This is a genomic window from uncultured Polaribacter sp., assembly GCF_947501385.1.
Classification (GTDB): domain Bacteria; phylum Bacteroidota; class Bacteroidia; order Flavobacteriales; family Flavobacteriaceae; genus Polaribacter.
In genome coordinates this window covers 86,976-111,262 of the sequence record NZ_CANMVP010000007.1, presented here as the reverse complement: position 1 = coordinate 111,262, position 24,287 = coordinate 86,976, and the positions used below count along the sequence as shown (strand labels likewise).

Below are 24,287 nucleotides of genomic sequence, written 5' to 3'. Positions count from 1 at the left end.
CAAAACTACCGCAATAACTAGTATTCTTTTATGTGGTAATTGATGGAATTAGCTGATATATATCATAGCAATAGCTATAGCATTCTAGTAATTTTATAGTAAACAGTTAAAAAATAATCCCGTGAGACGTAAAATATTATTACCTACAGATTTTTCAAAAAATGCATGGCATGCTATAAAATATGCCTTAGAACTCTACAAAAAAGACAACTGCGATTTTTATATTTTAAATGTTTTTTCTTCTACAGGAAATATCATGATGAGTTTAACAAATTTAGAACCTGGCAGTGGGCTCTTCGAAATGGAAAAAGCAAAATCTAAAAATGGGTTGAAAAAGATTATTGATCTGTTAAAGATTCAGGAATACAACAATCCAAAACATCATTTTGAAGCCATTTCAGTTTTTAACAACCCATTAGAAGCTATTAAAAATATTGTTGAAAAAAAAGATATAGAACTAATCATTATGGGAACCAAAGGTGCAACAGACGCTAGAAAAACAGCCTATGGAAGTACGGCAATATCTGTAATGGAAAAGGTTAGAAATTGCCCAGTAATTGTGGTTCCAGAAAAAGCAAAACATTTCTTGCCTAAAGAAATTGTTTTTACAACCAGCTATAAAACGCATTATAAAAGACGTGAACTAAACAATTTAATAGACATCGCTAAAAAATGTGATGCAAAAATTGCAGTATTTCATGTTTCTGAAGAAAGTAAATTGAATAATATCCAAAAAGAAAATAAACAAATGCTTGAAGAGATTTTTGAAGAAGTAGCATATTCTTTTCATGAATTATCTAATTATCCACTAGAAACCGCAATTAAAGTGTTTATAGAAAGTAGAGATAGTGATATGTTGGCATTTATTAACAAAAAGCACTGGTTTTTTGGAAGCGTTTTAACCCAACCTTTGGTAAAAGATATTGGTTTTAATTCAAAAGTTCCCGTATTGGTAATGCACGATTTAAGAAACTAAAAATATAATAACATGAAAAATATTGGTGTTTGGTTAGATAAAGAAAAAGCACACATTGTTCGCATAGAAAATGGAAAGGAAGCACTAGAAACCATCGTTTCAGAAGTAGAAAATTTTCGTATTCACGGTGGTTCTGGAACTCGATTTAAAGGAGGTCCACAAGATGTTGTTCAAGATAGTAGGTATTTAGAACGTGAAAAGAATCAACTGAGATCCTACTTTAGGAATATTGCAACAGCAATTAAAGATGCAGATGCATTGGTTCTTTTTGGTCCTGCAGAAGCCTATAAAAAATTCCACAAAGAACTGCTAGAAAATTATCCTAATCTGAACAAAAAAATAAAAGGAGTTAAAAATGCAGATAGTATGACAACAAATCAAACCATTGCTTTAATAAGAGACTTTTTTAAGTAGATGTATTACAAAATAAAATTAAGTAAATACTGATTTTAAAGAAAACTCCGAAGCAAAATCTCGAAGAATTCTTTTCGATTAAACCGTTTTTTATTATGGAAAATCAAGAGATAGCAATTGTAAAATCTTCTGGTAAAAGAGTAAAGTTTTCCTTACATAAATTAAGGAACTCTTTAAAAAGAACTGGAGCAGATGAAGAAACCATTCATCAGATTATAGCTAAAGTTCGAGAGGAACTCTATCAAGGAATCTCTACAAAAGAAATCTATAACAGAGCGTTTGCCCTACTAAAAAACAAGAAAAGCTATTTAGCATCTAAATACAAACTAAAAAAAGCAATTTATGAATTGGGCCCCACAGGTTTTCCTTTTGAACATTTTATTAGTGCTGTTTTAAAAAATTCAGGATATACCACTGAAGTTGGTAAAATTCTCCAAGGAAGTTGTGTTTCTCATGAAGTAGATGTAATTGCTCATAAAAACAATAAAACGACTATTATAGAATGTAAATTTCATAGTGAACAAGGGTTTAATTGCAATGTAAAAGTTCCGCTGTATATAAACTCACGCTATCAAGATATAAAAACGCATTGGAATAAAGATGCCAAAAAGAAAACAGCTCTTACCCCAGGATGGGTGGTTACAAATACACGATTTACTAAAGATGCCATGCAATTTGGCAACTGTATCGGCTTGTATTTATTAAGTTGGGATTATCCAGAAAACGACGGATTAAAAGACAGAATAGATCGCCTTGGGCTATATCCAATTACAGTTTCTACATTGCTTACAAATAGAGAAAAACAATTTTTATTAAGTAGAGAAATTGTTTTGTGCAGAGAATTGATAGGAGACTCCTTTTATTTAGATCATTTAGGTATTTCCGATAGTAGAAAAAAAAGGATTTTAGAAGAAATAGTCCAGTTATGTAATTCTAAAAGTTATTAAAATGACACGACTTGCAAAAATTCATTTTTTAGGTGCAGCTGGTACGGTTACAGGATCGAAATTTTTAATTGATTTACCAGAGAAAAGAATCTTAATTGACTGTGGTGTCTTTCAAGGGCTCAAAGAATTGAGAGAAAAAAACTGGAAAGATTTACCGATTGCTGCAGCTTCAATTGATGTTGTGTTGCTTACACACGGACACTTAGATCATGTTGGTTACTTGCCTAGATTGGTAAAGCAAGGCTTTTCTGGGAAAATTATTGGCACCGCACCTACATTAGCCATTGCCGAGATTATACTTAAAGACAGTGCTAAAATTCATGAAGAAGAAGCAGAAAAAGCAAATAAAGAAAAATACACAAAACACACTCCTGCAAAACCATTTTTCACAAAAAAAGAGGCAGAAAAAACTATTACTTTTTTTAAAGTAGCACTTGAAGATACATGGGTTTCATTCACTAACAACATCTCTTATCGCTTTCAATATAATGGTCATATTATTGGTGCCACTTTTATCGAATTAGATCTTTATAAGAAACGATTTGTATTTTCTGGAGACATCGGTAGAACTAATGATTACCTTTTAGACCCTCCTAAAAAACCAGCATGGGCAGATTTTCTATTTATAGAAAGTACCTATGGTAACAAATTACATCCAAAAGAAAATATTGAAGAGCGTTTCACAAACATCATTACCAACGTAATTCATAAGAATGGCAATCTCATCATTCCAAGTTTTGCAGTAGAGCGTTTACAAACGCTGATGTACGTTCTTTGGAAATTGCATAAAAACAATAAAATTCCGAACATTCCTATTTTTGTTGATAGCCCAATGGGAAATAATGTTTTAGCCGTTTTTAAACGCTTTTCTAAATGGCATAAACTTCCAGATGCCGAATACAATGCTATGTGTAATCACATACATATTATTCAATCTTACAGAGAAACTTGGGAAACTATTGACGACAAAAGATCTAAAATTATCATTGCTGGAAGCGGTATGGTTACTGGTGGAAGAGTTCTTACCTATTTGCAACAACTCATAGACGTACCAACTACAACTGTATTGTTAGTGGGGTATCAAGCGGAAGGTACAAGAGGAAGACAATTGCAAGAAGGCGCACATGAGATTCGCTTTTATGGAAAATATTATCCTGTAAAAGCTTCCATAAAAACCATTGAAAGTTTGTCTGCACATGCAGATCAAAAAGAGCTGTTAAATTGGATGAGTTCAATTAAGAATATTCCAGAAAAAGTCTACTTAATTCATGGAGAACCTACGGCATTAGATGCTTTTCGTGTAAAAATTAAAAACACCTACCATTGGAATGTTAGCATTCCAAAATTGAATGATATAGATGAAATTATGATATAATAAAAACGATTCTTATGGAAGCTAAAATAAAATATAAAAGTTTTAATACAGACAAAACCATTGAAGAGCTAAAGTACAATCTCATAAACCAAAGAGAAGTCCTTCGAAATTTAATTATCGAACATGAATTTTACAAAAAGCTTTTAAATGCGCCCATTTATAAATCTCAAAAACGCAATCTATTCGAAATATTAGAAGGGTTTAAGGTTGAGCTAAAAAAAACAGTAGCGAATAATCAGATATTATTAAATGAGATAGGCATGCAACTATTTCAAATTGATAAAAAAGTGGAATGCGATGATTTGTTATGCGATAATTTCTTTATCAAAGAAATTGATGATTTGGAATTTAGAATTCATCATTTTCATTTAGAGAACAGTGCTCTAAAATCTCGAATGTTCGAATATTTACAACATGTAATTATTGATCAATAAAAACCACTTTTTTTTTATCAAACTGATATATATCATTTTAAAAAACATCTTTAACACCTAATTTAGTACAGCAATTAAAAATAAAGTTTAATCTTAAATTCATGTATGATGTCACTTATTAAATTAAATCAAAATAGATTATTTCCTTGGACCAATAATGGCTTAAGACCTTTTTTCAATGACGATAATCTTTTCAACACTCCTTTTTTTGAGGAAGATGCCTTGCTACCAGCAATGAATGTAAAAGAACACGATGAGGGTTTTGACATTGAGTTTGTTGCACCAGGTTTTACAAAAAAAGACTTTGAAGTTACCATCGATGAGGATGTGTTACATATTTGTGGAGAAAAAGAGAAAGAATCTGAAGAAACAGAAGAAGCATATACTCGTAAAGAATTTAGCTATAATTCTTTTGAAAGATCCTTAAAATTACCAAAATCTGTGAATACAGATCAAGAGGTAAAAGCAACTTATAAAAACGGGATTTTAAAATTAAATCTTCTAAAAAAAGAAGCGACAAAAGAAGTTACCAAAAAAGTAATTGAAGTTGTGTAACATTCACAAAAAAGATAAGCAGAAAGCATTTTAAAAACTGCTTTCTGCTTAAAATTAAAAATAATATTATGAAAACTACGCATACAGATAGAAGTGTAAAATTTGTTGAATGGTTAAGTGCAGATGATATGCATAGTAATTCTAAAGAATGGCTGTCTGAATTAAAATTTATAGAAGATGAACATCTCTTTTTAGAAGATTTAATAACATCATTTACGCTTCAATTAATTGATAAAAAGCATTTTTCTGACAATAAAAAAGTCATTGAAGCAGTACATGATTTTAGCAAAGAAAATGATACACTTATTAAAATAGTCACTAAACATCAGAAGAATCTTAAAATTATAGTTGACGGAATTGATCAACCAAAAGAAGAAGAGAAATACAAAAATGAACATAAAAAACTAACCCTAACCATTCATAAGTTTTTAAAAAACTATAAGTCACTTAAAATAAAGTTATTTGATATTATCAAAAACATTAAAAAAACTCAAAAACAAAAGCGCTTAATTAGTTAGAATACCACTTAAATCTTAAAGATATGAGAAGTTCCCTTCTTTTAATAATGCTGTTTGTTCTTATAAGCTGTTCTACTACACAATTGGTAGATAGCTGGAAAAGTCCAGACATAGAATCCTATTCTCCCAATAAAGTTTTGGTAGTTGGCATGACGTCAAACACAGCAGCTAGATTACAATTTGAACAACAAATAAAAAGTGAATTAGCATTGCGAGGAATACATGCGGTAATGAGTTTAGAGCTTTTTGATCCTTCTTTAAGAACAGAAAAAATGACCCAAAAAGAATTAAAAGAATTCGAGAATACACTTGTAAATGATGGTTTTGATACTGTGTTATTTACAAAAGTAATTGGTGTAGAAGATAAAGTTGCCTATAAAAAATCTTACTATGACTATGAAAAAACATATAGAAAATTTAGGGACGATTATTTAATGTATCAAGACATTTACTACAATCCAGAATACTACGATGAGTATACCGTTTATCATGCAGAAACATCTTTGTACTGTCTATGTCCAACAAAAGATAAAGAGTTGATTTGGAAAGGGTATATTGATATTATCGCTCCAAAATCAATAGAAGAAACCGTAAATGATTATGTGCATCTTATTTTTCTTGTTTTAGAAAAAGAAATGCTCATCAATCCAAAATTAATGAAAGAAGAAATTCCTAAAAGTGAAACCCTAAATTAATCCATCAATTCCTTCTGAATGCTCACTAGATATCTGCCTGTCTTTATCTTACTCTCGTTGATAGCAGAAATACTAGGAACCGTTGGTGGTTTTGGCTCCTCTGTCTTTTTTGTTCCGATTGCTAATTTCTTTTTTGATTTTCAGTCTGTTTTAGGAATTACTGCACTCTTTCATTTAGCTAGTAACATCAGTAAAATAGCTATTTTTAAAAAAGGTTTTGATAAAAGAATCGTTTTAAATTTAGGGATTCCTGCAGTATTATTTGTTTCTGTAGGCGCATACTTCAGTAAATTTTTAGATCCAAAGATATTAACCTACATACTTGGCTTCTTCTTAATAATTTTAAGCTTACTTTTTTTACTTTTTAAAAAATTAAAAATAAATCCAAATAAAAAAAACGCTATTATTGGTGGTTCATTATCTGGTTTAAGTGCTGGTCTTTTAGGAACAGGAGGTGCTATTAGGGGCATCACTTTAGCAGCTTTTAAAATGAATAAAAATAAGTTTATTGCAACTTCTGCTATTATAGATTTAGGTGTAGATTTTAGTCGAACGATTGTATATTATTTTAACGGATATATGAACAAACAGCATTTATATTTAATTCCAATACTTATAGGAGTCAGTATATTAGGAACCTGGGCAGGTAAAAAAATGTTGGATAAAATTTCTCAAGAACAATTTAGAGGTTTTGTATTGTTGCTTATTTTAGCGATTGGAATTGTTAGTGTTATTTCCAACCTAGAACTTCATTAATTATGAAACACCAACAAGGGCACTTGAATTTTATTGCTTATTTGTGTTGTAGTAGAACCCATAAAAAATCTTTCAAAAAAACTTTCTTTCTGTACTAGTAATGAGATTAAATCGATGGTATTTGTTTGTAAATAGCAACTTACGGCATAATGCATGGGTACGTTTACTATTTTATGATATTTATAATTCGTCTTCTTCAAAAAAGAATTGATGTCTTTGTCTTTGTTTTCTTCTTTAGAAATTTCATTATTCGGTTTAATTCTTAAAATGTGCAACGTTTTACTATAGACATTTACAAACTTAGCAATTCCCATAAATGCACTTCCGCTTAAAGAATCAAACACATCTAAAGGCAACAGTACTTCCTTAGGTAATTTATAGATATATCCTTCAGGAACTACTAATGTAGTACAGTCTACTTTTCGAATTACATTTATGGTATTGCTACCAAACAATACTTCTTTCGCTCCAGTTACACCATTTGTACCCATCACAATTACATCTATATTTTTCGCCTTTTGCACCTGTACTATTGCATTTGAAAACTCATGATAAGCGACATGTGCACTATAAGAAAAATTTTTATTTTTAAATTCATTTTCTAGTTTCACAATAAGTTTCATGATTTTGTGTTTCGTCTTTTTAATAATGGAACTTGAAATACTTTCATTGCCAGCAGCCATTAAATCGGCAGATGTATAAACAGAAGGACTTCTTACATTCAAAATATAAAAGTTACAAAAACTGTTTTCGAATAGGTTCAAGGCATATCGTATGGCATTCATTGAGTTTTCTGAGAAATCTGTAAGTAAAAGAATGTTTTTCATAATAAATTACTTTGAGATACTAAAAGTAAGTATCATTTTTTGGGGCATATATGATATTGGTCATTAGTGCAACTAGTTTTACAGTACTTTGTGCTTTTAAAACGTCACACGTATTTATTATTTTAAACGCTCATTAAAAAAGATATAATTACATTTGTTATCTATTGAAAATTAATGAACCAACTTTTATGAAACAACTAATTATTTTATTATTGATTATTATTTTAGGTATTATTGGTTACGGTCAGTATAGTAAGTATAAGAGATATAATTCGCCAAATGTTGATTATACAACTGAAAAAAAATTAGACATTAAGTATCACAACCAAGAAACTGTGATTAATTATTACAAAGCGAAAGAAGCTTTAAATAGTTTTGTAATGCTACAGTGGACAGCAAATGATATTGATGTTAGAACTCCGAAAGATGATGATAATGAAACGAAACATGCAGTTGGTCTATATGCAGAAAAATTGGCGGTTGTAAAGTTTTACGAAGCGAAGTTAGAAAAATCTGCCATTTTAAAAGAAGATGGCATTTCTAACAAAGAAATTAAATTCTTAGAAGAAACAGGAACTGATTTAAAAGAATATCAACATTCTTTAGAAACCAAAAAAATCATCAGTATGTTTGATGATACCCAAAAGTTATCTTACGGTCAAACAAGCGCATTAATTTTCGAAGTTCAAAAAAAATTAGTTCAAAACGGCTTTGATCTAAAAATAGATGGTATTTATAAAATTGAAACCAGAACTGCCATTAAAGGTTTTGAAGAGAAAAACAACCTCTATGCAGATGGGTATTTAGATGTGTTAACTTTAGATGCTTTGTTTGAATAAAAAAAACGCTCAAGAAATTACATCTTGAGCGTTTAAAATTGAAATGAAAGCTTTATTATTGTTTGATAAATTTAGCGGTACCAACTTTATTATTCACGCTATATTTGATTAAATAAATACCTGTAGATAAATCAGAAATATCTATTGAAGCACGAGAGTTATTGATATCTATATGCTTAACTTTTTTACCAATTACATTAAAAATGTCAGCATTTTTAATTACATCTACTGCAGAAATATTTAATCTGTTAGATGCAGGATTTGGATACATAGAAAAACCTAGTAATTTATTATTTTCTACGCTTGCTGTTGCTTGATTATAAAAATAAAAATTATCAAAATAAATAGTTCCATTACCAACCACTTTAAACTCTCTTAAAGTAGTTAAATCTAAGGTCCAATTAGAAATAGGAATTTCTAAACTTACCCAACTACCAGTTGTAATTCCTAAATTAGATTGAATATTATAAGCTGTTTCACCTGCATTGCTAATTAAGAAAAACTCTAATTCTGTAGTATTATCTGTGTAATAATCTAAGTGAAAATGAGTCATTCCAGTAACATCTTGTTTATCACCATTAAAATCAGTTCCTTGATAATTAAGATTATCATATTTTAGGGTATTATTTCCATTAATTACTATTTCAGTAGCATCTGTAGCTTGATTCCAATTTGGATCTAAATTACCAACAGTTATACTTGTTAGGGCATCACTGTAGATTGAGATATAATCTGTACCTGCAGTTCCTCCATGTTGCACTGTAGGAGAAGCTATTGATAATTCTACAGCACATGGATCACAAGAACCACCGCAGTCTACACCAGTTTCATCACCATTCATAATACCATCAGTACAAGAAGCCGCTGGCGCATCAGATAATTTTTCTGCATTAAACTTTATGTTATCAATATAAAGTTCATAAGTTGCAGGTGAGGTTCTATTGGCTTTATCTTGAAAGTCAACAAATACAACCATATCGCTAATATTTGTTAAATCTCCGTTTGGATTAATTCCTGAAAGATCCCAAGTTAATGTTTGCCATTCATTTACAACGGAATTGTTAACATTTTGGTCTGAAATTTCAAATGTAGTTCCACCAGTTGTTGTCGTCATTTTTATACCAACAGTACCAACATAATTTTTATGAACATCCATAGTAAGCATCAAATTATTAGCTACTGCCATATCAATTTTCCATGTACCAAAAACTTCTCCTGATTGTGAATTATCGAAACCTGCATAGTTTTCTGCAGTTAATGGAGAAGCTAAAGTAGTTTTAAGCACTTTAGTTGTAGCAGATGTATTGGTTCCACTTGGATTAGGATTTGTAATTATTTCTACAGCACTTGTACCTCCAAATGAATTATTCCAAGAGGCCGCGTTACCAGAAGCCGTTCCATCCTCAAAATCTAAATGGTATTCTTGTTGTTGTGAGAACCCAATTGAAGTTGTCAATAAGGCAAATAATAAAGTAATTTTTTTCATAATTTATATAGTTTAAATGTTAACACTCAAGTTAATCACTTATATTACAATAACCTTAAAAAATACCTCAACAAAAAACATACACAACAAAAAAAATGTAAAAAGTTATCAAATCCTTAAAACACGGGCTTAAAAAGTATTGTTCAGATAAAAAAAAATTAAAAAAATGTATGTTATAATGCCACTGTATGGGTTATGTATTGCTATGTTGTAAGTATTTTTAAAACTTCAATGCCTCATTTTTATCCCAAAGCCCCCAATAAGCTCCTACATCTCCTTCATCTCCCACTTTCCAAGATTCGTCAAAAGAAGAAAAGTAGAAAATAGCTACATTATCTTGTTCTGACCATTTTTGAGTATTGATAAAATACTTCATGGCGTTTTCTTCGGATGATAAAGCGCCCCCTTCACTTCCACCTTGGCTTGGCCAACCTGTTTCTGTAATGATTACCTTTTTTCCTTTTCCTGCATCTGTTGCTTGGTAAAACATACTTTGCATGTGGTTTAAAGAAGTATCGATATGACAAGACTCCCAATAAGGATAACAGTTGGATAAGATAACATCGCTAATTTCTACCAATTCTGGGTGTACAGAAAACTCATAATACGCATCTACATAGCCTACAGCCACCTCTGGCAATGCATCTTTTACTCTTTTGATATAGGCTAATAGCTGTGCTAATGTTAAATCGTTTCTATATAAAACTTCGTTCCCAACGGCAGCAATATCTACACATCCTTCATTGCCTAGTTCGATTAGAGCTTCTATTTCTAATTCGTTTTTCTCTAAATCGTCACTCAACCAAGCGCCTACCATGTTTTTTAAGCCATGCTTGTTCGCAATTCTTGGTATGTGCTCATTGCCTTCAATACAAGAAAAAGAACGAATCCATTTTGTATGTGGTTTTAGAATTTTAATTCTTCTTTCTACTTGCGCCTCGGTAATTGTGTCTCCTGGTTCTTGACCGTCTTCATACATACTAAAACAAATACCATGCATTCCTTTATCTAAAGTAGCCTTCCATTGTTTCTTTAAATCTTCAATTGAAGATTTGCCAAAATCTACACCTTTAAAACCTGAAAAATTTGTAGTGTTTTTTAAATAATGATGCTTTCCTCTGTATGACATTTTATCTGTATTTTCTTTTGATTATAATTCTCCTCTTCGTTTTACCAATTCTACTTTTATTTTTCTTGCTCTTTTTTCATTCAAAGAATATTTCCACATAATCCATACGGCTATAGCAGCCGTAGTTGCAGGTATCACAATATCTGCTATTCGTAAATTTGTCATGGTTTCAGCAGTTTGGGTTACCGCGCCTTCATCAAAACCTACTAAAGTTAAAATGGCTCCTCCCAATACCAAAGCAATTGCCTGCCCTAATTTTACCATCCACCAATAAATGGCACCAAATGTTCCTTCTTTACGAGGCATCCCATTTTCCAATTCATCTAAATCGCATACATCTGCAGTCATGCTCATCATTAACGTAAATAATCCACCCAAACCAAAAGCCATAAAAGGAATTGGTAAAAACATTAGCCACGGACCTCCTTGACTTACATCCATACTAAACCAAGACATGCCAATGCTATCTAAAAAAGGATTGATCGTATCAAATATTGAAACCACAAAGTTATTTAGTCCTGTACCTATTTCTGATTGATTAAATTCTGCGTTTAATTCGTTGTCAAATCCCCACCATTTTAAGATGTATCCAATAATAGAAATAACAGTAGAAATAATAAATGCTTTTCGCTTTCCCCATTTATTGGCAATTCTTGACACAATTGGAATCACCATAAAAGCAGTAATCACTGCCGTAAGTGAAGCAAACCATGCTGGCCAGGTACCTGCTTGACCATAATCTCCATTGTAGATATAAAATACAATAATAAAAAAGCTAAAGGAAGCTACCATTTGAAATCCGTTAAACACTAAAAAAGTAGCGCCACAAAGTTTCATAAATGGCTTGTTTTTAGAAACTTGTACAATTCCGTACCACAATTCCTTAAAACTAGATCCTAATGTTTTTACACTAATTTCTTTTCTGTTTTCCATTTTTCCTGCATCCATTCCCTTACAAAATAAGGCAGGTAAAATTCCAAGTACAGCACATACCAAACCAACACCTATGGATAATTTACGAACACCCGTGGCTTGTAACTTTTCTGTCGTTATCTTTTGTAGTTCATCACCTGTAAGTCCCATTTCTCCGATTGCAATTAATGTTTCTTCTGGTATGGGAAACACCGTTGGGTCTGCAATAACCACCCAAAACCATGGTACCAACATCCAAGCAACTTGCCCCACAACATTTGCAAATGCCATTAATCGTGTACGTTCATTATAATCAGATGTCATTTCATAACCTAAACCAACTAATGGTGTCGCGAACATGGTATTCCCTACAAGAAATACTAAAGACATTACTAAGAAATACCAAAAATTAAACATGACTGAATTATCTTCATTCAGTTGGAATAGAAGTGCAAACAAGATTCCGCTTAAAATTGCTCCGATTAATATATAAGGCCTTCTTCTTCCAAATTTCGACTTTGTATTATCAGAAATAAAACCCATTACTGGATCTGTAATTGCATCGAATATTCTTGGCAAACCACCTAATAAACCTGCTAAAAATGGATCCATTCCAAATGCTGTCACCAGAAAGAACATAAAAACAGCTAACGCACCCGGCAGTAAGTTAAGCACTAAATGTCCTGAGCCAAAGGCTGTTTTTTGTAAAAAAGGGACTTTATCTTTTACTGGTGTCACAAAGTTTTCCATATTTTTAGTTTTATTTTAGGTAATTAGTGGTTTATTTTTTGTCTGCATCTATTACAATAGTCTGCAGTGCTTGCGCATTTATGTGTATTGCTATGTCTTTTTGGCCAAATTGTAATTTGAAGTTTTTTGCTTCTTTTCCTTCATTAAAAACCACCACAGCTATTGAACCATCTGGATTTTTTGCAGCGGTTACTTGTAAGTCTGTATCAGAATTTTCGAATCCAATTACTTTTGCTGCTGGTCTAATGTATTTACTAAAGTGCGAGATGGTATAAAAAAGTGGTGTAAAATACACTTCATCTTTTTTTGGATCTACAATTACTGGCGCTACACACCAATTTTTAAACCAATTGGGGCCACCTTGTCTGTCTAAAACCATGTTCCAGTCTACCCAACCATCTACCCAATTGTTTAAGCAACCAATAATATCTCTGGCATATCTGTTTACTGGCGCATATTTAGGGTGCAAATATTTTTGATCTTCTGGAGCCCAATCCCAGCCCCAATCTGTAGCTTCTTTTGCCCAATACCAAGCATCATTTTTCCATTCTGGAACTTGAGAATCGATACAGCCTTCTGTTTCTATTAAGTATTTATTTGGTGCTTTATGATGGGCATATTGTAGCTCCTTTGGAAAAACTTCGTAGGTACTTTCGTACCAATGAATGGCTGTACCATCAAAATATTTAGAGGATGCTTCATCTTTATACATGACATCTACCCATTCTTTTAAACCTGCTCTGTTTTGATCATATCCTAAAATAATTTTATCTCCGTGGCCGTCATTTTCTAATTTAGGCCCTAAATGATTTTGAACAAAATTGGTCATTTCTTGGGGTGTAAAATGCATACTTTCCCAGTTATTTCCATTTCCATGAGGTTCGTTTTCTACGGTAAAACCCCAAATATCAATTCCTTCTTCTTTATAGGCATCTATATATTTAGAAAAGAACAATGCCCAAGTATCATAGTATTTAGGTAATAATTTACCTCCAACCCAAGCATTATTATCTTTCATCCAAGGAGCAGCTGTCCAAGGTGAAGCAAAGATTTTAAATCCGTCTTTAGATACTTTCATCGCATCTTTGATCATCGGTATTAAATCGTCTTGATCTTCTTTAATTGTAAAGTGTTCTAAGGTCATATCCTCTGCTACTGGAGAATATGAATATTGCGCTAATGAAAAATCACACGAGTTCATGTGGGTTCTTGTTAACGAGTAATTTGCGCCTTCTTTAGAAAAATAGGCCTGTAAAATAGTATCTCTATTTTTCTGACTTAGTTTATTTAATAAATAGGCTGATGATTCTGTAAAAGCACCACCAAAACCAGTAATGGTTTGAAATGTTTTTGAAGTATCTAATTTTATGGTTGATGCATTTTCATCCGAAGTAAAATTTGAAACTTTGGTTAATTTATTTCCGCTTGCAGAAGTTTCGTAAACTTCAACCGCAAGTATATTGTCTTTTTGTGTACAATTGATCATCAGTAATAATAAAATTGAGAATAGAATAGTTGTTTTCACTTGATTGTTTTTTATAATTTCACTTTACTATTTTTTATATACCTACCTGATTTTTAAAATCTCGTAGAAAGAATAAGCCAGGTATTATTTTTTATATACCTACAAGGTTTTTGAAACCTTGCAGGATGTTTTCAGATACTGAAACAAGTTCAGCACCAATGCCTTGCAGGATGTTTTCAGATACGGAAACAAATTCAGCACCAATACCTTGATGGAACTGTTAATTATCTAGGATAATCCGTATTCGGCACTAAAACTGTTTTCATCAAGGCTTTTGTATCTCCATTGAAGGTTTTAGTTATTGGTTTTCCATTTCTGGTAAAACCTTTAAAAACGCCTGTATCCACCAAATCCCAAAGTGGATATTTTGCTTCACCTTTTAGGTTTATCAATCCAAAATGATTCTCTGAGCCATTTGCATTTTTTGCATCCTTCCACTGTTCATCAAATGCTTCAAAATAGAAGCAAGAAATTCCTGCTTTTTGGGTCCAATCTCTTAAGTGCCTGTAATACAATCCTTGTTTGTATTCGTCTGTAGCTCTTGATCCATTTACACCATAATGCCCGTTTGAGGTAGTTGCCCAACCTGTTTCACCAATATGAACAGGTTTGTTTACTCCTAAACTTTTCATATAATTAAAAACTCCTTTGTATTGATTTTTTGCAAAATTTAAAGCTCTTAGCATTGCTGCATCAATCTTTTCTTTATCAGAGAGGTTTCTTAAATGATGTGGTGTTTTCCAAAATGTAGGATTGTAATGTGAATTGTGATAGGCGTAGGTATGCATCGAAATATAATCTACCGAGTGTATCAATTTTTCTAAATCTTCTGTATGGTATTCAGCATCTCCACCACCCCATGACGAAAAATCGTCTGAACTGGTAATCCAAACATCTTTAGAAAGCGCTCCTTTTGTTTTTAAATCTTGCAAATGATTCACCCATTTTAAGATCACATTTGGTTGTACATAATAACTTGTTGCCCATTTTACCATGGCTTCATTGCCCACTGCAATTATTTTTACAATGTCTGGATATTGATTTGCCAACGCAACTGCTCTATCAATTTCGCCAGCATTTTGTGCACTTTCTATATCATGGTTTGGTGCTTTATCTGTCCAAGCATTTAAACAATCTATCCAAGCGCCTAACATTACATACATTTCGAAAGTTGCATCTTCTTTTTTAAGTTCTGTAATTGCCTTTAATACATTGGCTGCATGTGGCAATTTTGGCTGTACATTGTACGTTCTTATGATCTTAATTCCCATTGCTGAAAGAATTTTTAAATCTTCTTTCAATGCTTCTATCTCAGGTTGAATTTCTCTCGATTTCTCTCTGTAACCACCGTAAGATATTGCCAAATAATTAGGATTTCCTAAAATTTTTGATGCCGTCATTGCTTCTTTTTTCGGGATTTTTATTTCCTTATTTTTACTACATGCAAAACTAAAAACCAATACAGAAAGAGCAATAATATTTTTAAAGGCTGTCTTCATATTTTTATTTTAGCTGTTGTTTTTATTTTATTACTTTTTGATATGAACTCGTATATTTCTTACTGAACCTGTTCTTTCAAATAGTTGTTTGCTTGTTTCTGAATCTAATTGTAAACTGTCTATTTCTTTCGTAGAATTGTCTTCAAATGATACTTGAATGCCATTTTTATCGCATAATTGATATACAACAGGAACTTGACAATAGGTAAAACACAATGTATTTTTATCTAAAGTTAACGAGTTTTTATTTCCGTCAAGATGTATGTAATTGAATTCTTTTGAAGTTGTTAAAAACTCTTCTCTTCTTAACATTTTTGGATTGAACTGTAGTTTCCCTTCTTTTACAAACACACCTATTTCACCAAATCTACACAACACATCTTCTTTTACTTGCCCCGTCATTCCTGGTTGTTGTGCTCCTTTTCCTGCTGGTGTATGAGAATACGGATCGGTAGGAAAAGCACCATATAATTTAGGCGATTTATGTACACCAATTCCTTCATTTATTTCGTAATAATGCTCAAATAAACGACCAATTATTTCTTCACTTTCGCCCGCATTCACTGCCAACAAACAATTTTCTTGAACTGCCAACAATAATTTCGAAACCATGTGCCAATAGATAGATCCTAAACCTTCGTACCCAAAAAATGTTCCTGATCTTCCTGTAAAAGATTTATGATCAAACATCTCTTCATACATATCTAAAATCAGCTTTTCTTCTTTAGCAATTAACGCTTTATAGTCATCTGAAAGAAGGTCTAATGTTTCTTTTAATCGAATTGCATTGTTAAAGTTTCCATTAAAATGATACTTTCCAGCAACATCTTTTTCTATAATTTGATTGTTTCCATCTGCTAACAGTTGTTGTAACAATTTTGAACTTTCTACCGATTTCGCTGGAATATTATTTTTATCTGTAAATCTTGGTAAATCTTTATTTGGATATAAAATATAACTGTATTGATCTTCTCTAAAAAGTGCGCTCGACTTTAATCCGTCTAAAACTGCTAACGCTTCTTTTGGCGATAAATATCCAGCACTTAGTACAGCAACTTGCCCTTCTAACATTTCTGATAGGTAAGAAATGGACACTTCTTTGTCATTTTCTACCGTCATTAAATTATATGCATGGTACAAATTATCAGCACGTTTGTTTGCTTTTATAGTATGTTCTGCATATTTTTTAGTGATGTCAAAAAACGCTAACAAATCATTTTTTGAAAGAGGTACTTTCTTATTTTTGAATCCGTTTTTATAGACGGCCATTCTAAATGCACTTCCAGCTTCTCCAACTCCATCTATAATTGTTCTTCTGTCTACATCAGATATTTTTGCTGACAAAATATTTTTGTTATCAACTAAAGTAGTCAATGTTTTATCAAAAAAATCAGCTAATTCTTCAGAAATTTGGATGTTTTCTAATGTTGATTTTTGGACAACTCCTTCAAAGAAATTGATGAATCTATTCAAATAATTTAGTGTAACCATAGAAACCCCGTTCCCTACTAATGCGTTGTTGGCGTCGTTCCATTCTGGTCTTTGTGTAGTTAACCAAATGCCTGCTTCAGGAATAAAATTCGATACTTTCGCTAAAACTGTGGCGAGTAATTTCTCAATTAAGTTAACTCTATAGATATGGTTATTTTGATCTCTTAACAAAGCACCATCTGCGCCTAATACTTCTCTTCTTTCATCAATTTCATCATTCAGTTGATAATCGAAATCAATGGTGTCTTTTGGGTTTTTAAGCGTGTCTTTGTAACTTTTTATCTTGTAAGGAACATTTGCATAGACAAATACCTCTTGCGCAAAACTTTCTGCTAATTTATTTGGATAATAATCTTCAATAATCTCTAAAAACTTCAACAAATAAATAATTTGATGATCTCCCCAATAACCAATATAAGACCAAGGATCGTCTTCTTCAATCACTTCCCAATCAAAACCACCTTTTGTAACTCTGTAAGGATTGTAGCCTTCAAAAGTGGTAGCGTTTAAGAATTTGTAGATCATGCCTTCTATAAACTCTGGATATGAATGTGCTAAAGATTCCCAATTCTGAAAAATATCACGCCAATTTCCTTCATAATCTAGAATTTTAGAACCGTCTACTTCACTTCTAGTATTGATCGAAAACTTGTTCCAAGGTCTGCTTGGGTCTCCATGTCTTCTACTAAATTTTAATGGTAAATATTCTAAACACAATCTTTTAAAATCTTGATTGTTATCTAAATCTGCTAATTTTTTAATGGTATTTACAGAAAAAGTTTCGGGTAAACCGTTAAGTGTATCTTGTCTTCCCTGGTAAACTTCTTTGTTTGCTTTTGAAATATATTTGATAAAATCTAATTTCTCAATTTGATAATTATTATCAAAAATACCACCTCTCATAATATTGAAAAGTGTATTTGCAAAATGTCTGGTATTTCTTAATTGATCGTCTCCTAATTGCAAACCATCTGCTGCTGCCACTAGTTTTATTAATTTTTCTGACCCAACTTCAATATCTTTTTGAACTAAAGTAGATAGATCCGCTTCATTTTTAATTTTCTCTTTAATCTTTTGAACAGTGCTACTATTTTGATTTACATTCGCAATCAACATCCAAGAGGCTGTTTTATTTGCTTCTAATGTGATCTCTTGTATTGTAAAATAGGCTCCTTTTTCAGCTTTAATATCTATTTCATGATGAATTTCTTCCCCGTTTCTAAATGCATCTAATTGTAAAGAAGAAATTAAATACTTCGGATTTTTAGTATCTAAAGACCAAACTGTATTTGCTTTTAATGCTTCACTTGGTTCTGCTTTATCAACAATAACAGCACTTAAAGCAAAAATACCTAAACCAGTATCTTGTTCTAATTCGCACTTTTTATAAGCATCTACTAAATTACTACTGCTATTTTGAAAATCTGCAGCAACACCATACGGCATTATATTCTGAATTCCGTCTAAAACTGTAACATCAATTTTAGCATCTGTATTATTTAAGATAGTTGATTTCTTTACAAACCCAAAACGATTGCTAGAGTTCCATTGATATTGAAATGTAAGTCCTAAATCTTCATTTACTTCTTCAAAAATAATTTTGTTTCCGTAATTGTTTTTGTATAAATTTCTTTTGATCGCATAGACACCTTCATACTTATCTGAAAATGGTTCCCAAAGAAACGTTTTATCATCTTTGTGAACCTGTATGATTGTTTTACTACCTGTAATTTCTGAAGATTCTGTTATCTTATCATCTGTATAGTAAGGAAAAAAAGCATTTTCTGCATTTTTTCTTCCTGCGGATAAACCTCCATTACTTGAAATAAACATCCAATGATTTGAATTGCTCACAAGACTCATAAAAAAGGGTCTCATTTTATTGCTATTGGATATTTTATAATATACTTCGTTCTCTCTATTTACCAATGCTCCTTTTACTTCTAATAAAGGATTGTAAGCTTTGTTATTACCGATGTAAATGGTATTCTTTGTCATGAAAATTAATCTTAAAAACACATCTAATAGGTATGAAAATAATACGCTATTATTAAAAAAAATTTAATGTAGATATGTAATCTTGGTTATAAATTTATTAATTGATATAATAAATACGGTCTTATAATTATAGATTATTAAGACCGTATCAATATGATTTTTATTGTATTATTTTTTAGTGATAGATACGTTATCGATATTAACAGTTCCTTTACAAGTTGCTGCGCCACCACAAACTAATTCTAGCAATAGCGATAGTCCACCATCAACGTTTGCAGCAGTCGTAAATTCATACGTTTTTGTTTCCCAAGAGCTAGATACATTGCCTAAACCTTGTACTAAAATATGCTGTGCTGCACCTCCACCAGAACCTTCTGCTTGTTCAGAAAATGTAAACGCCTGAAAAACGGCTCCATCTGCAAGAGGATCACTCGCTATAATATCGAACTTCACTATGTAGGCTGTATTTGGCGTTATGCTACCAACTCCAAAACGTTCTTGTTTTAAACCAGGATTGTCTAGAGAGGTGGTGGTGATTTGTCCTGAGTTTGAACCACCTCCATTACTTACAGTCGTAGAGAGGCTTGTTGTACCTCCTTTTGAACCATCATTAAACAACCAACATCCAGCATTTGCTTCAAAATCTCCATCTGAAATAAACTCTCCTGCTGGAGGTGCTGGACATGTGCTACCTCCACCTCCGCCACCAGAAGTAATTTGCTCAATATCGTCAATATAGAATGTACCTGCGGTATTAGAACCACCATCAACAAAAATTATAAAGTTTGAAAATGAATCACTCGTACCTAACGTAAATGTTAATTCTTCCCATCCAGAACCTGTATGGTTTTGATCATTTTCTACAGCTGCTCCACCAGTTTCAAATTTAAGTTTAATTGCTCTAGCAGAAGATGACCATAACTTAAGCTTGATACTTTTATTAGTTGAAAAATCTACAGGAGTATCTAAATTCAAATTCATGTTTTCCCAGGGTTGGTTTGAATCAAATACCATTTTCCCAACTTTCGTTTGTGTATTATTGATTCCTGTCATTTCTGGATTATCAATTACTTCGAAAGCTACATCACCTGTATCTTTTGAAACGTAATCGATACCTTCACAATCAAAATCTATAGGAATCTCAAGATTAGTTTGCGTACATGCAACTACAGAGGAAACTTGTTCTATATCATCTATATAAAATGTACCTGCGGTATTAGAACCTCCATCAACAAAAAGCACAAAATTTGAAAAGGAATCACTTGTATTTAATGTAAACGTTAATTCTTCCCATCCAGAACCTGTATGGTTTTGATCATTTTCTACAGCTGCTCCACCAGTTTCAACTTTAAGTTTAATTGCTCTAGCTGAAGATGACCATAATTTAAGCTTGATGTTTTTATCTGTTGAAAAATTTATAGGAGTATCTAAATTTAAATTCATGTTTTCCCAGGGTTGGTTTGAATCAAATACCATTTTTCCAACTTTTGTTTGCGTATTATTAATTCCTGTCATTTCAGGGTTATCAATTACTTCAAAAGCTACATCCCCTGTATCTTTTGATACGTAGTCTATACCATCACAATCAAAATCTATTGGTAATTTTAATAGTGTTTCAGTACATGCAGGTGGCGCTACTGTTACAGCAACTTGTTGTATGTCATCAATATAAAAAGTACCTGCTGCAGTACCTGGACCATCTACAAATACAACCATATCGTTATATGAATCTGAAGAAGTAAAAGAAAAGGTCAACTCTTCCCATCCTGTTCCTCCATGATTTTGATCGTTTTCTATAGCAGCAGCTGTTCCGTCTTGTAGCTTTAATTTAATTGGTAAAGCTTGCGTTGAATACAGTTTCATTTTAATTCCCTTATCTGTAGTAAAATCTATTGCGGTATCTAAATTAAAGAATGCATTTTCCCAATTCACACCAAAATTTGTAATTCGTCCTACTTTTGAAGCGGTATCATTAACACCAGATAATTCTGGGTTGTCAACTACTGTAAAAGAAACATCTCCTACAATTTTATCTCCGTATGCAATACCATTACAATCGAAATCTATGGGTAAATTTAACATTGTTTCCATACATGGAATTGTATCTGTAGCTATTTGAGAAATTTCATCTATAAAGAAATCTCCAGCTGTTGCTCCAGGACCATCAATAAATAAAGTTAATTTCCTAAAAGATGCAGTTGAATCGAAAGTAAAATACATTGTTTCCCAACCACTACCTAAATGGTTTGAAGCCATTTCTACAAATGCATTTCCTTGTTCTAGTTTTAATAAAACGGGTAAAGCTTTGTCTGACCAAACCAACATTTTTATAGATTTATCAGTTGTTAAATCTATTGGTGCTCCTAATTCAAAAGCTATGCCTTCAAAAGCATTACCAGTATTTGTAATTTTACCCACTTTAGAAGCTGTTGGGTTAGCACCAGTAGCAGATGGATTATCTACCACAGCAAAAGCAGTTCCACCAAATATTTCTGGTTCATATTTTGTGTTTTCACCATCAAAAGTAATTGGTAATGATGCAATTTCTGGAATTAAAACGGTTATTACACTTTCAAAAGTGTCAGAAGCCCCAGAAACATGACGTGCTTTTAAGGTTACCGTATATTCTCCTGTTTCGTATGTATGTATTGGGTTAATCTCAGTAGATGACATTTCATCACCAAAATTCCACTCATACGTACTTGCCATTTCAGACGTGTTTATAAATGTAACTGTTCCTGTATCTATATTAAGTGTATATGTAAATCCTGCTTTAACTTCTGGTAAAATAGCATCTTCTTCACAACTTATAAAGGATACAATCAATAATAAAATTGAAATTTGTTTGAATGTTTTAATAATTTTTTTCATCTTCTTTTTATTAATTGTTAGAATTCTTATATACTCTTACGTAATCTACTAGCATTGTTTGAGGAAATTTAGTTTCTTCATTTGGCTCTCCAGGTAATGCACCCCCAACTGCTAGGTTTAAAATAATATAGAAAGGTCCTCTATTAAAAACCCATTCTCCTGGAACATCTTCTGGTGTTATTTGGTTGTACAAAACATCATCAACATAATAATTGATGTAATTGGGTCCCCATTCAATCCCAAAAACATGAAATCCTGTGTCAAATCTATCGTTTACTAATTCATAAGATTTACCAATCGATTCTCCTCCAGAATAACCAGGGCCATGAACAGTTCCAAAAACACTAGTAGGTTTATCTCCCACATATTCCATAATGTCTATTTCTCCTATTTGTGGCCAAACTTCTGTACCTTTAGAATCATCTCCTAATAACCAGAATGCTGGCCAAAGACCTTTTCCATAAGGCAATCTAATACGTGCTTCGAAACGACCATAGGTTTGTTCTAATTTTCCCTTCGTTAAAAGTCTTGCAGAGGTATAGGAAGCTCCATTAAATTGTTCTTCTTTAGCTGTGATTATTAATATGCCGTTCTGTACGGTTACATTTTCACTGCGGTTTGTATAATATTGTAATTCATTATTACCCCAACCGTTATCTCCAGTTCCAATATTGTAATCCCAAATTAGAGGATTCGGAGCACCATTCACATCAAACTCATCAGCCATCACTAACTCTGTAAAATTGGTTACTTGTTGCGTTTCGTCTTCAGAACAACTTCCTAAAATAAAAACCATACTCATTAAAACAAATGTTTTAAACATCGAGTTTTTATCTATTTTTATATATCTATTCATTGTTATTTGGTTTAATTATTTTAATATTATTTGTAGAAATAGACATTGTCTAATAAAAAATCTATATCTCCAGAAAAAATTAAAGCAGCTAGATTGCCCTTTTGCGAAGCAAGATCTCCTGTTAATGGAATATCGAAAGACATCCATTCTCCTTGGGTAATTGAATTGGAAGCTACTGAAAAGACAAGTCTTTTATCGTCTTCAGATGGAGCACCGGTATTTGTATTTGTATTCAACATTCCGTTTGTACCTCTATCTCTAATTTCAATATTAAAGTTAGCACTAGTTGAAGAATTTGTTAAAACATCTACATGCAAAAAATTATAATCGGATGCATCTACTGTAGGGTTTTGAAATTCAAAACCTACATAATTTAGAGCTGTGTAACTTATCATATGATCTCCTGCTATATTTAATTCTGAAGACTTTGTTGTTTGTCCGCCATAATTTGCATCAATTAAAACTCCTGCTATATTCGTATAAGCATTGCTAAATAAAGAAATAACATTAGAAGCGTCTCTTGTTGGTGTTGGTGCTGGTGAGACTCTGCTTGCTGTTACTTCTACAGAACCTTTTGCCTTAACACCTCCAAGAATAGCCGTAATTTTGGCAGTTCCATCATCTACAACCGAGATTACTCCAAGCTCACTAACTCTTGCCACTTCTATGTCAGTAGAACTAAACTCAAAATAGGATGGCGCTGCAGAAACTGTTACATTTTTACCAGTTGACAGATTAAATGTCTGTGTAAGTCCTGGTATTAGAAAAGTACCATTTACTATAATTTGTGAGATTTGATCTACACCATTAACAATAGCGGGTTGTGGTTGTGCTACGGTACCTAATTTTTCAAATTTTAATTCATCAATCCAAAAAGTATAGCCTCCCTCATCATCTGCACTTTCTGCGCCTTCTGCATACCAAAACATCCCTTTTTCTTGACTTAGTTTTGATGGGTCTGGTATGGGAATTACATACTTGGTCCAAACGGTAGATAATGGTAAATTTCTTCTTGTTACCCTAAATTTATTGTTATTATCTCCATTAATACCAAAACCAATTTCATTGATGTCTGCACCTTGAGATGCTTTTGCCCAAAAAGTTAAAGCATCAAAACTAGATAAGTCTCGTGGCGCTGTACTTGGAAATGTTGCCCCTCCATAGCCAACTCCAAAAGCTGGAATATCAAAACGCATAGATGCAGTTCCTAAATATGCTTCATTTTCATCTACAGAAAAAGCTTCTGCGAAAGAATCACCAAAAGGAAAGTAATCTAAACCTCCAACAAAACCATCGACAAAAATTTCTCCTGTTGCTGGATATTTTGCGAATTCGATATTATCAGAAAAATTTCTTTCACAACTTAAGGTAAAAACAACACCTAAAAGAAGCAAGTATTTTAAATTTTTATTTTTTAGTATTTTCATTTCTATC

General features: G+C 32.2%; 20 protein-coding genes. 10 read left to right on the top strand and 10 right to left on the bottom strand.

What is annotated here, in order from left to right:
• The first annotated feature begins 121 nt into the window (after positions 1-121).
• The 9 genes from Q0998_RS06470 to Q0998_RS06430 all read left to right on the top strand — a co-directional run bounded on the left by Q0998_RS06470 (position 122) and on the right by Q0998_RS06430 (position 6,670).
• Positions 122-976 (top strand): universal stress protein, encoded by an 855-nt coding sequence (locus Q0998_RS06470; protein WP_299667813.1) that lies wholly within the window; start codon positions 122-124, stop codon positions 974-976.
• A 12-nt stretch (positions 977-988) separates the two neighbouring features.
• Positions 989-1,390: a hypothetical protein gene (locus Q0998_RS06465; RefSeq protein ID WP_299667810.1), complete on the top strand. Its 402-nt coding sequence runs from the start codon at positions 989-991 to the stop codon at positions 1,388-1,390.
• A gap of 95 nt (positions 1,391-1,485) precedes the next feature.
• The gene (locus Q0998_RS06460) at positions 1,486-2,337 is read left to right on the top strand and encodes an ATP cone domain-containing protein (RefSeq protein WP_299667808.1); all 852 of its coding nucleotides are present in this window, start codon (positions 1,486-1,488) and stop codon (positions 2,335-2,337) included.
• Between the two features lies 1 nt (position 2,338).
• On the top strand, positions 2,339-3,712 hold the full coding sequence (locus Q0998_RS06455) for an MBL fold metallo-hydrolase (RefSeq protein ID WP_299667806.1): 1,374 nt from the start codon (positions 2,339-2,341) through the stop codon (positions 3,710-3,712).
• 14 nt (positions 3,713-3,726) lie between these two features.
• The gene (locus Q0998_RS06450; RefSeq protein ID WP_299667803.1) at positions 3,727-4,146 is read left to right on the top strand and encodes a hypothetical protein; all 420 of its coding nucleotides are present in this window, start codon (positions 3,727-3,729) and stop codon (positions 4,144-4,146) included.
• Positions 4,147-4,251: 105 nt separating this feature from the next.
• The gene (locus tag Q0998_RS06445; protein WP_299667800.1) at positions 4,252-4,701 is read left to right on the top strand and encodes an Hsp20/alpha crystallin family protein; all 450 of its coding nucleotides are present in this window, start codon (positions 4,252-4,254) and stop codon (positions 4,699-4,701) included.
• 68 nt (positions 4,702-4,769) lie between these two features.
• On the top strand, positions 4,770-5,219 hold the full coding sequence (locus Q0998_RS06440) for a hypothetical protein (RefSeq protein WP_299667797.1): 450 nt from the start codon (positions 4,770-4,772) through the stop codon (positions 5,217-5,219).
• Positions 5,220-5,242: 23 nt separating this feature from the next.
• A complete protein-coding gene (locus Q0998_RS06435) occupies positions 5,243-5,914 on the top strand; it encodes a hypothetical protein (protein WP_299667794.1) in 672 nt (223 codons plus the stop codon).
• A gap of 18 nt (positions 5,915-5,932) precedes the next feature.
• Positions 5,933-6,670, top strand: a complete 738-nt coding sequence (locus Q0998_RS06430) for a sulfite exporter TauE/SafE family protein (RefSeq protein ID WP_299667791.1) — start codon at positions 5,933-5,935, stop codon at positions 6,668-6,670.
• Here Q0998_RS06430 and Q0998_RS06425 read toward each other — a convergent pair.
• Complete coding sequence (locus Q0998_RS06425) at positions 6,667-7,497, bottom strand: universal stress protein (protein WP_299667788.1); 831 nt, start codon at positions 7,495-7,497, stop codon at positions 6,667-6,669. The genes Q0998_RS06430 and Q0998_RS06425 overlap by 4 nt on opposite strands.
• A gap of 188 nt (positions 7,498-7,685) precedes the next feature.
• On the opposite strand from Q0998_RS06425, the gene Q0998_RS06420 reads away from it, so the two are divergent.
• Positions 7,686-8,336, top strand: coding sequence for a peptidoglycan-binding domain-containing protein (locus Q0998_RS06420; protein ID WP_299667786.1), 651 nt, complete (start codon positions 7,686-7,688; stop codon positions 8,334-8,336).
• Positions 8,337-8,391: 55 nt separating this feature from the next.
• Here Q0998_RS06420 and Q0998_RS06415 read toward each other — a convergent pair whose 3' ends face one another.
• The 9 genes from Q0998_RS06415 to Q0998_RS06375 all read right to left on the bottom strand — a co-directional run bounded on the left by Q0998_RS06415 (position 8,392) and on the right by Q0998_RS06375 (position 24,280).
• Positions 8,392-9,822 (bottom strand): T9SS type A sorting domain-containing protein, encoded by a 1,431-nt coding sequence (locus Q0998_RS06415; RefSeq protein ID WP_299667783.1) that lies wholly within the window; start codon positions 9,820-9,822, stop codon positions 8,392-8,394.
• A gap of 220 nt (positions 9,823-10,042) precedes the next feature.
• On the bottom strand, positions 10,043-10,951 hold the full coding sequence (locus Q0998_RS06410) for a glycosyl hydrolase family 17 protein (protein WP_299667780.1): 909 nt from the start codon (positions 10,949-10,951) through the stop codon (positions 10,043-10,045).
• A 21-nt stretch (positions 10,952-10,972) separates the two neighbouring features.
• Positions 10,973-12,613 carry an MFS transporter gene (locus tag Q0998_RS06405; protein ID WP_299667777.1) on the bottom strand — a complete coding sequence of 547 codons (1,641 nt, stop codon included), beginning with the start codon at positions 12,611-12,613 and terminating at the stop codon, positions 10,973-10,975.
• Positions 12,614-12,644: 31 nt separating this feature from the next.
• A complete protein-coding gene (locus Q0998_RS06400; protein ID WP_299667954.1) occupies positions 12,645-14,099 on the bottom strand; it encodes a glycoside hydrolase family 30 protein in 1,455 nt (484 codons plus the stop codon).
• A 263-nt stretch (positions 14,100-14,362) separates the two neighbouring features.
• Complete coding sequence (locus tag Q0998_RS06395) at positions 14,363-15,637, bottom strand: glycosyl hydrolase family 17 (protein WP_299667775.1); 1,275 nt, start codon at positions 15,635-15,637, stop codon at positions 14,363-14,365.
• 30 nt (positions 15,638-15,667) lie between these two features.
• Positions 15,668-19,126, bottom strand: coding sequence for a hypothetical protein (locus Q0998_RS06390; RefSeq protein ID WP_299667774.1), 3,459 nt, complete (start codon positions 19,124-19,126; stop codon positions 15,668-15,670).
• Between the two features lie 168 nt (positions 19,127-19,294).
• Positions 19,295-21,997 (bottom strand): PKD domain-containing protein, encoded by a 2,703-nt coding sequence (locus Q0998_RS06385; RefSeq protein WP_299667771.1) that lies wholly within the window; start codon positions 21,995-21,997, stop codon positions 19,295-19,297.
• 10 nt (positions 21,998-22,007) lie between these two features.
• Positions 22,008-22,853: a glycoside hydrolase family 16 protein gene (locus tag Q0998_RS06380; protein WP_299667769.1), complete on the bottom strand. Its 846-nt coding sequence runs from the start codon at positions 22,851-22,853 to the stop codon at positions 22,008-22,010.
• 26 nt (positions 22,854-22,879) lie between these two features.
• Entirely contained in the window at positions 22,880-24,280 is a 1,401-nt protein-coding gene (locus Q0998_RS06375) for a glycosyl hydrolase family 16 (protein WP_299667766.1), read from the bottom strand.
• Between the last annotated feature and the right edge of the window lie 7 nt (positions 24,281-24,287).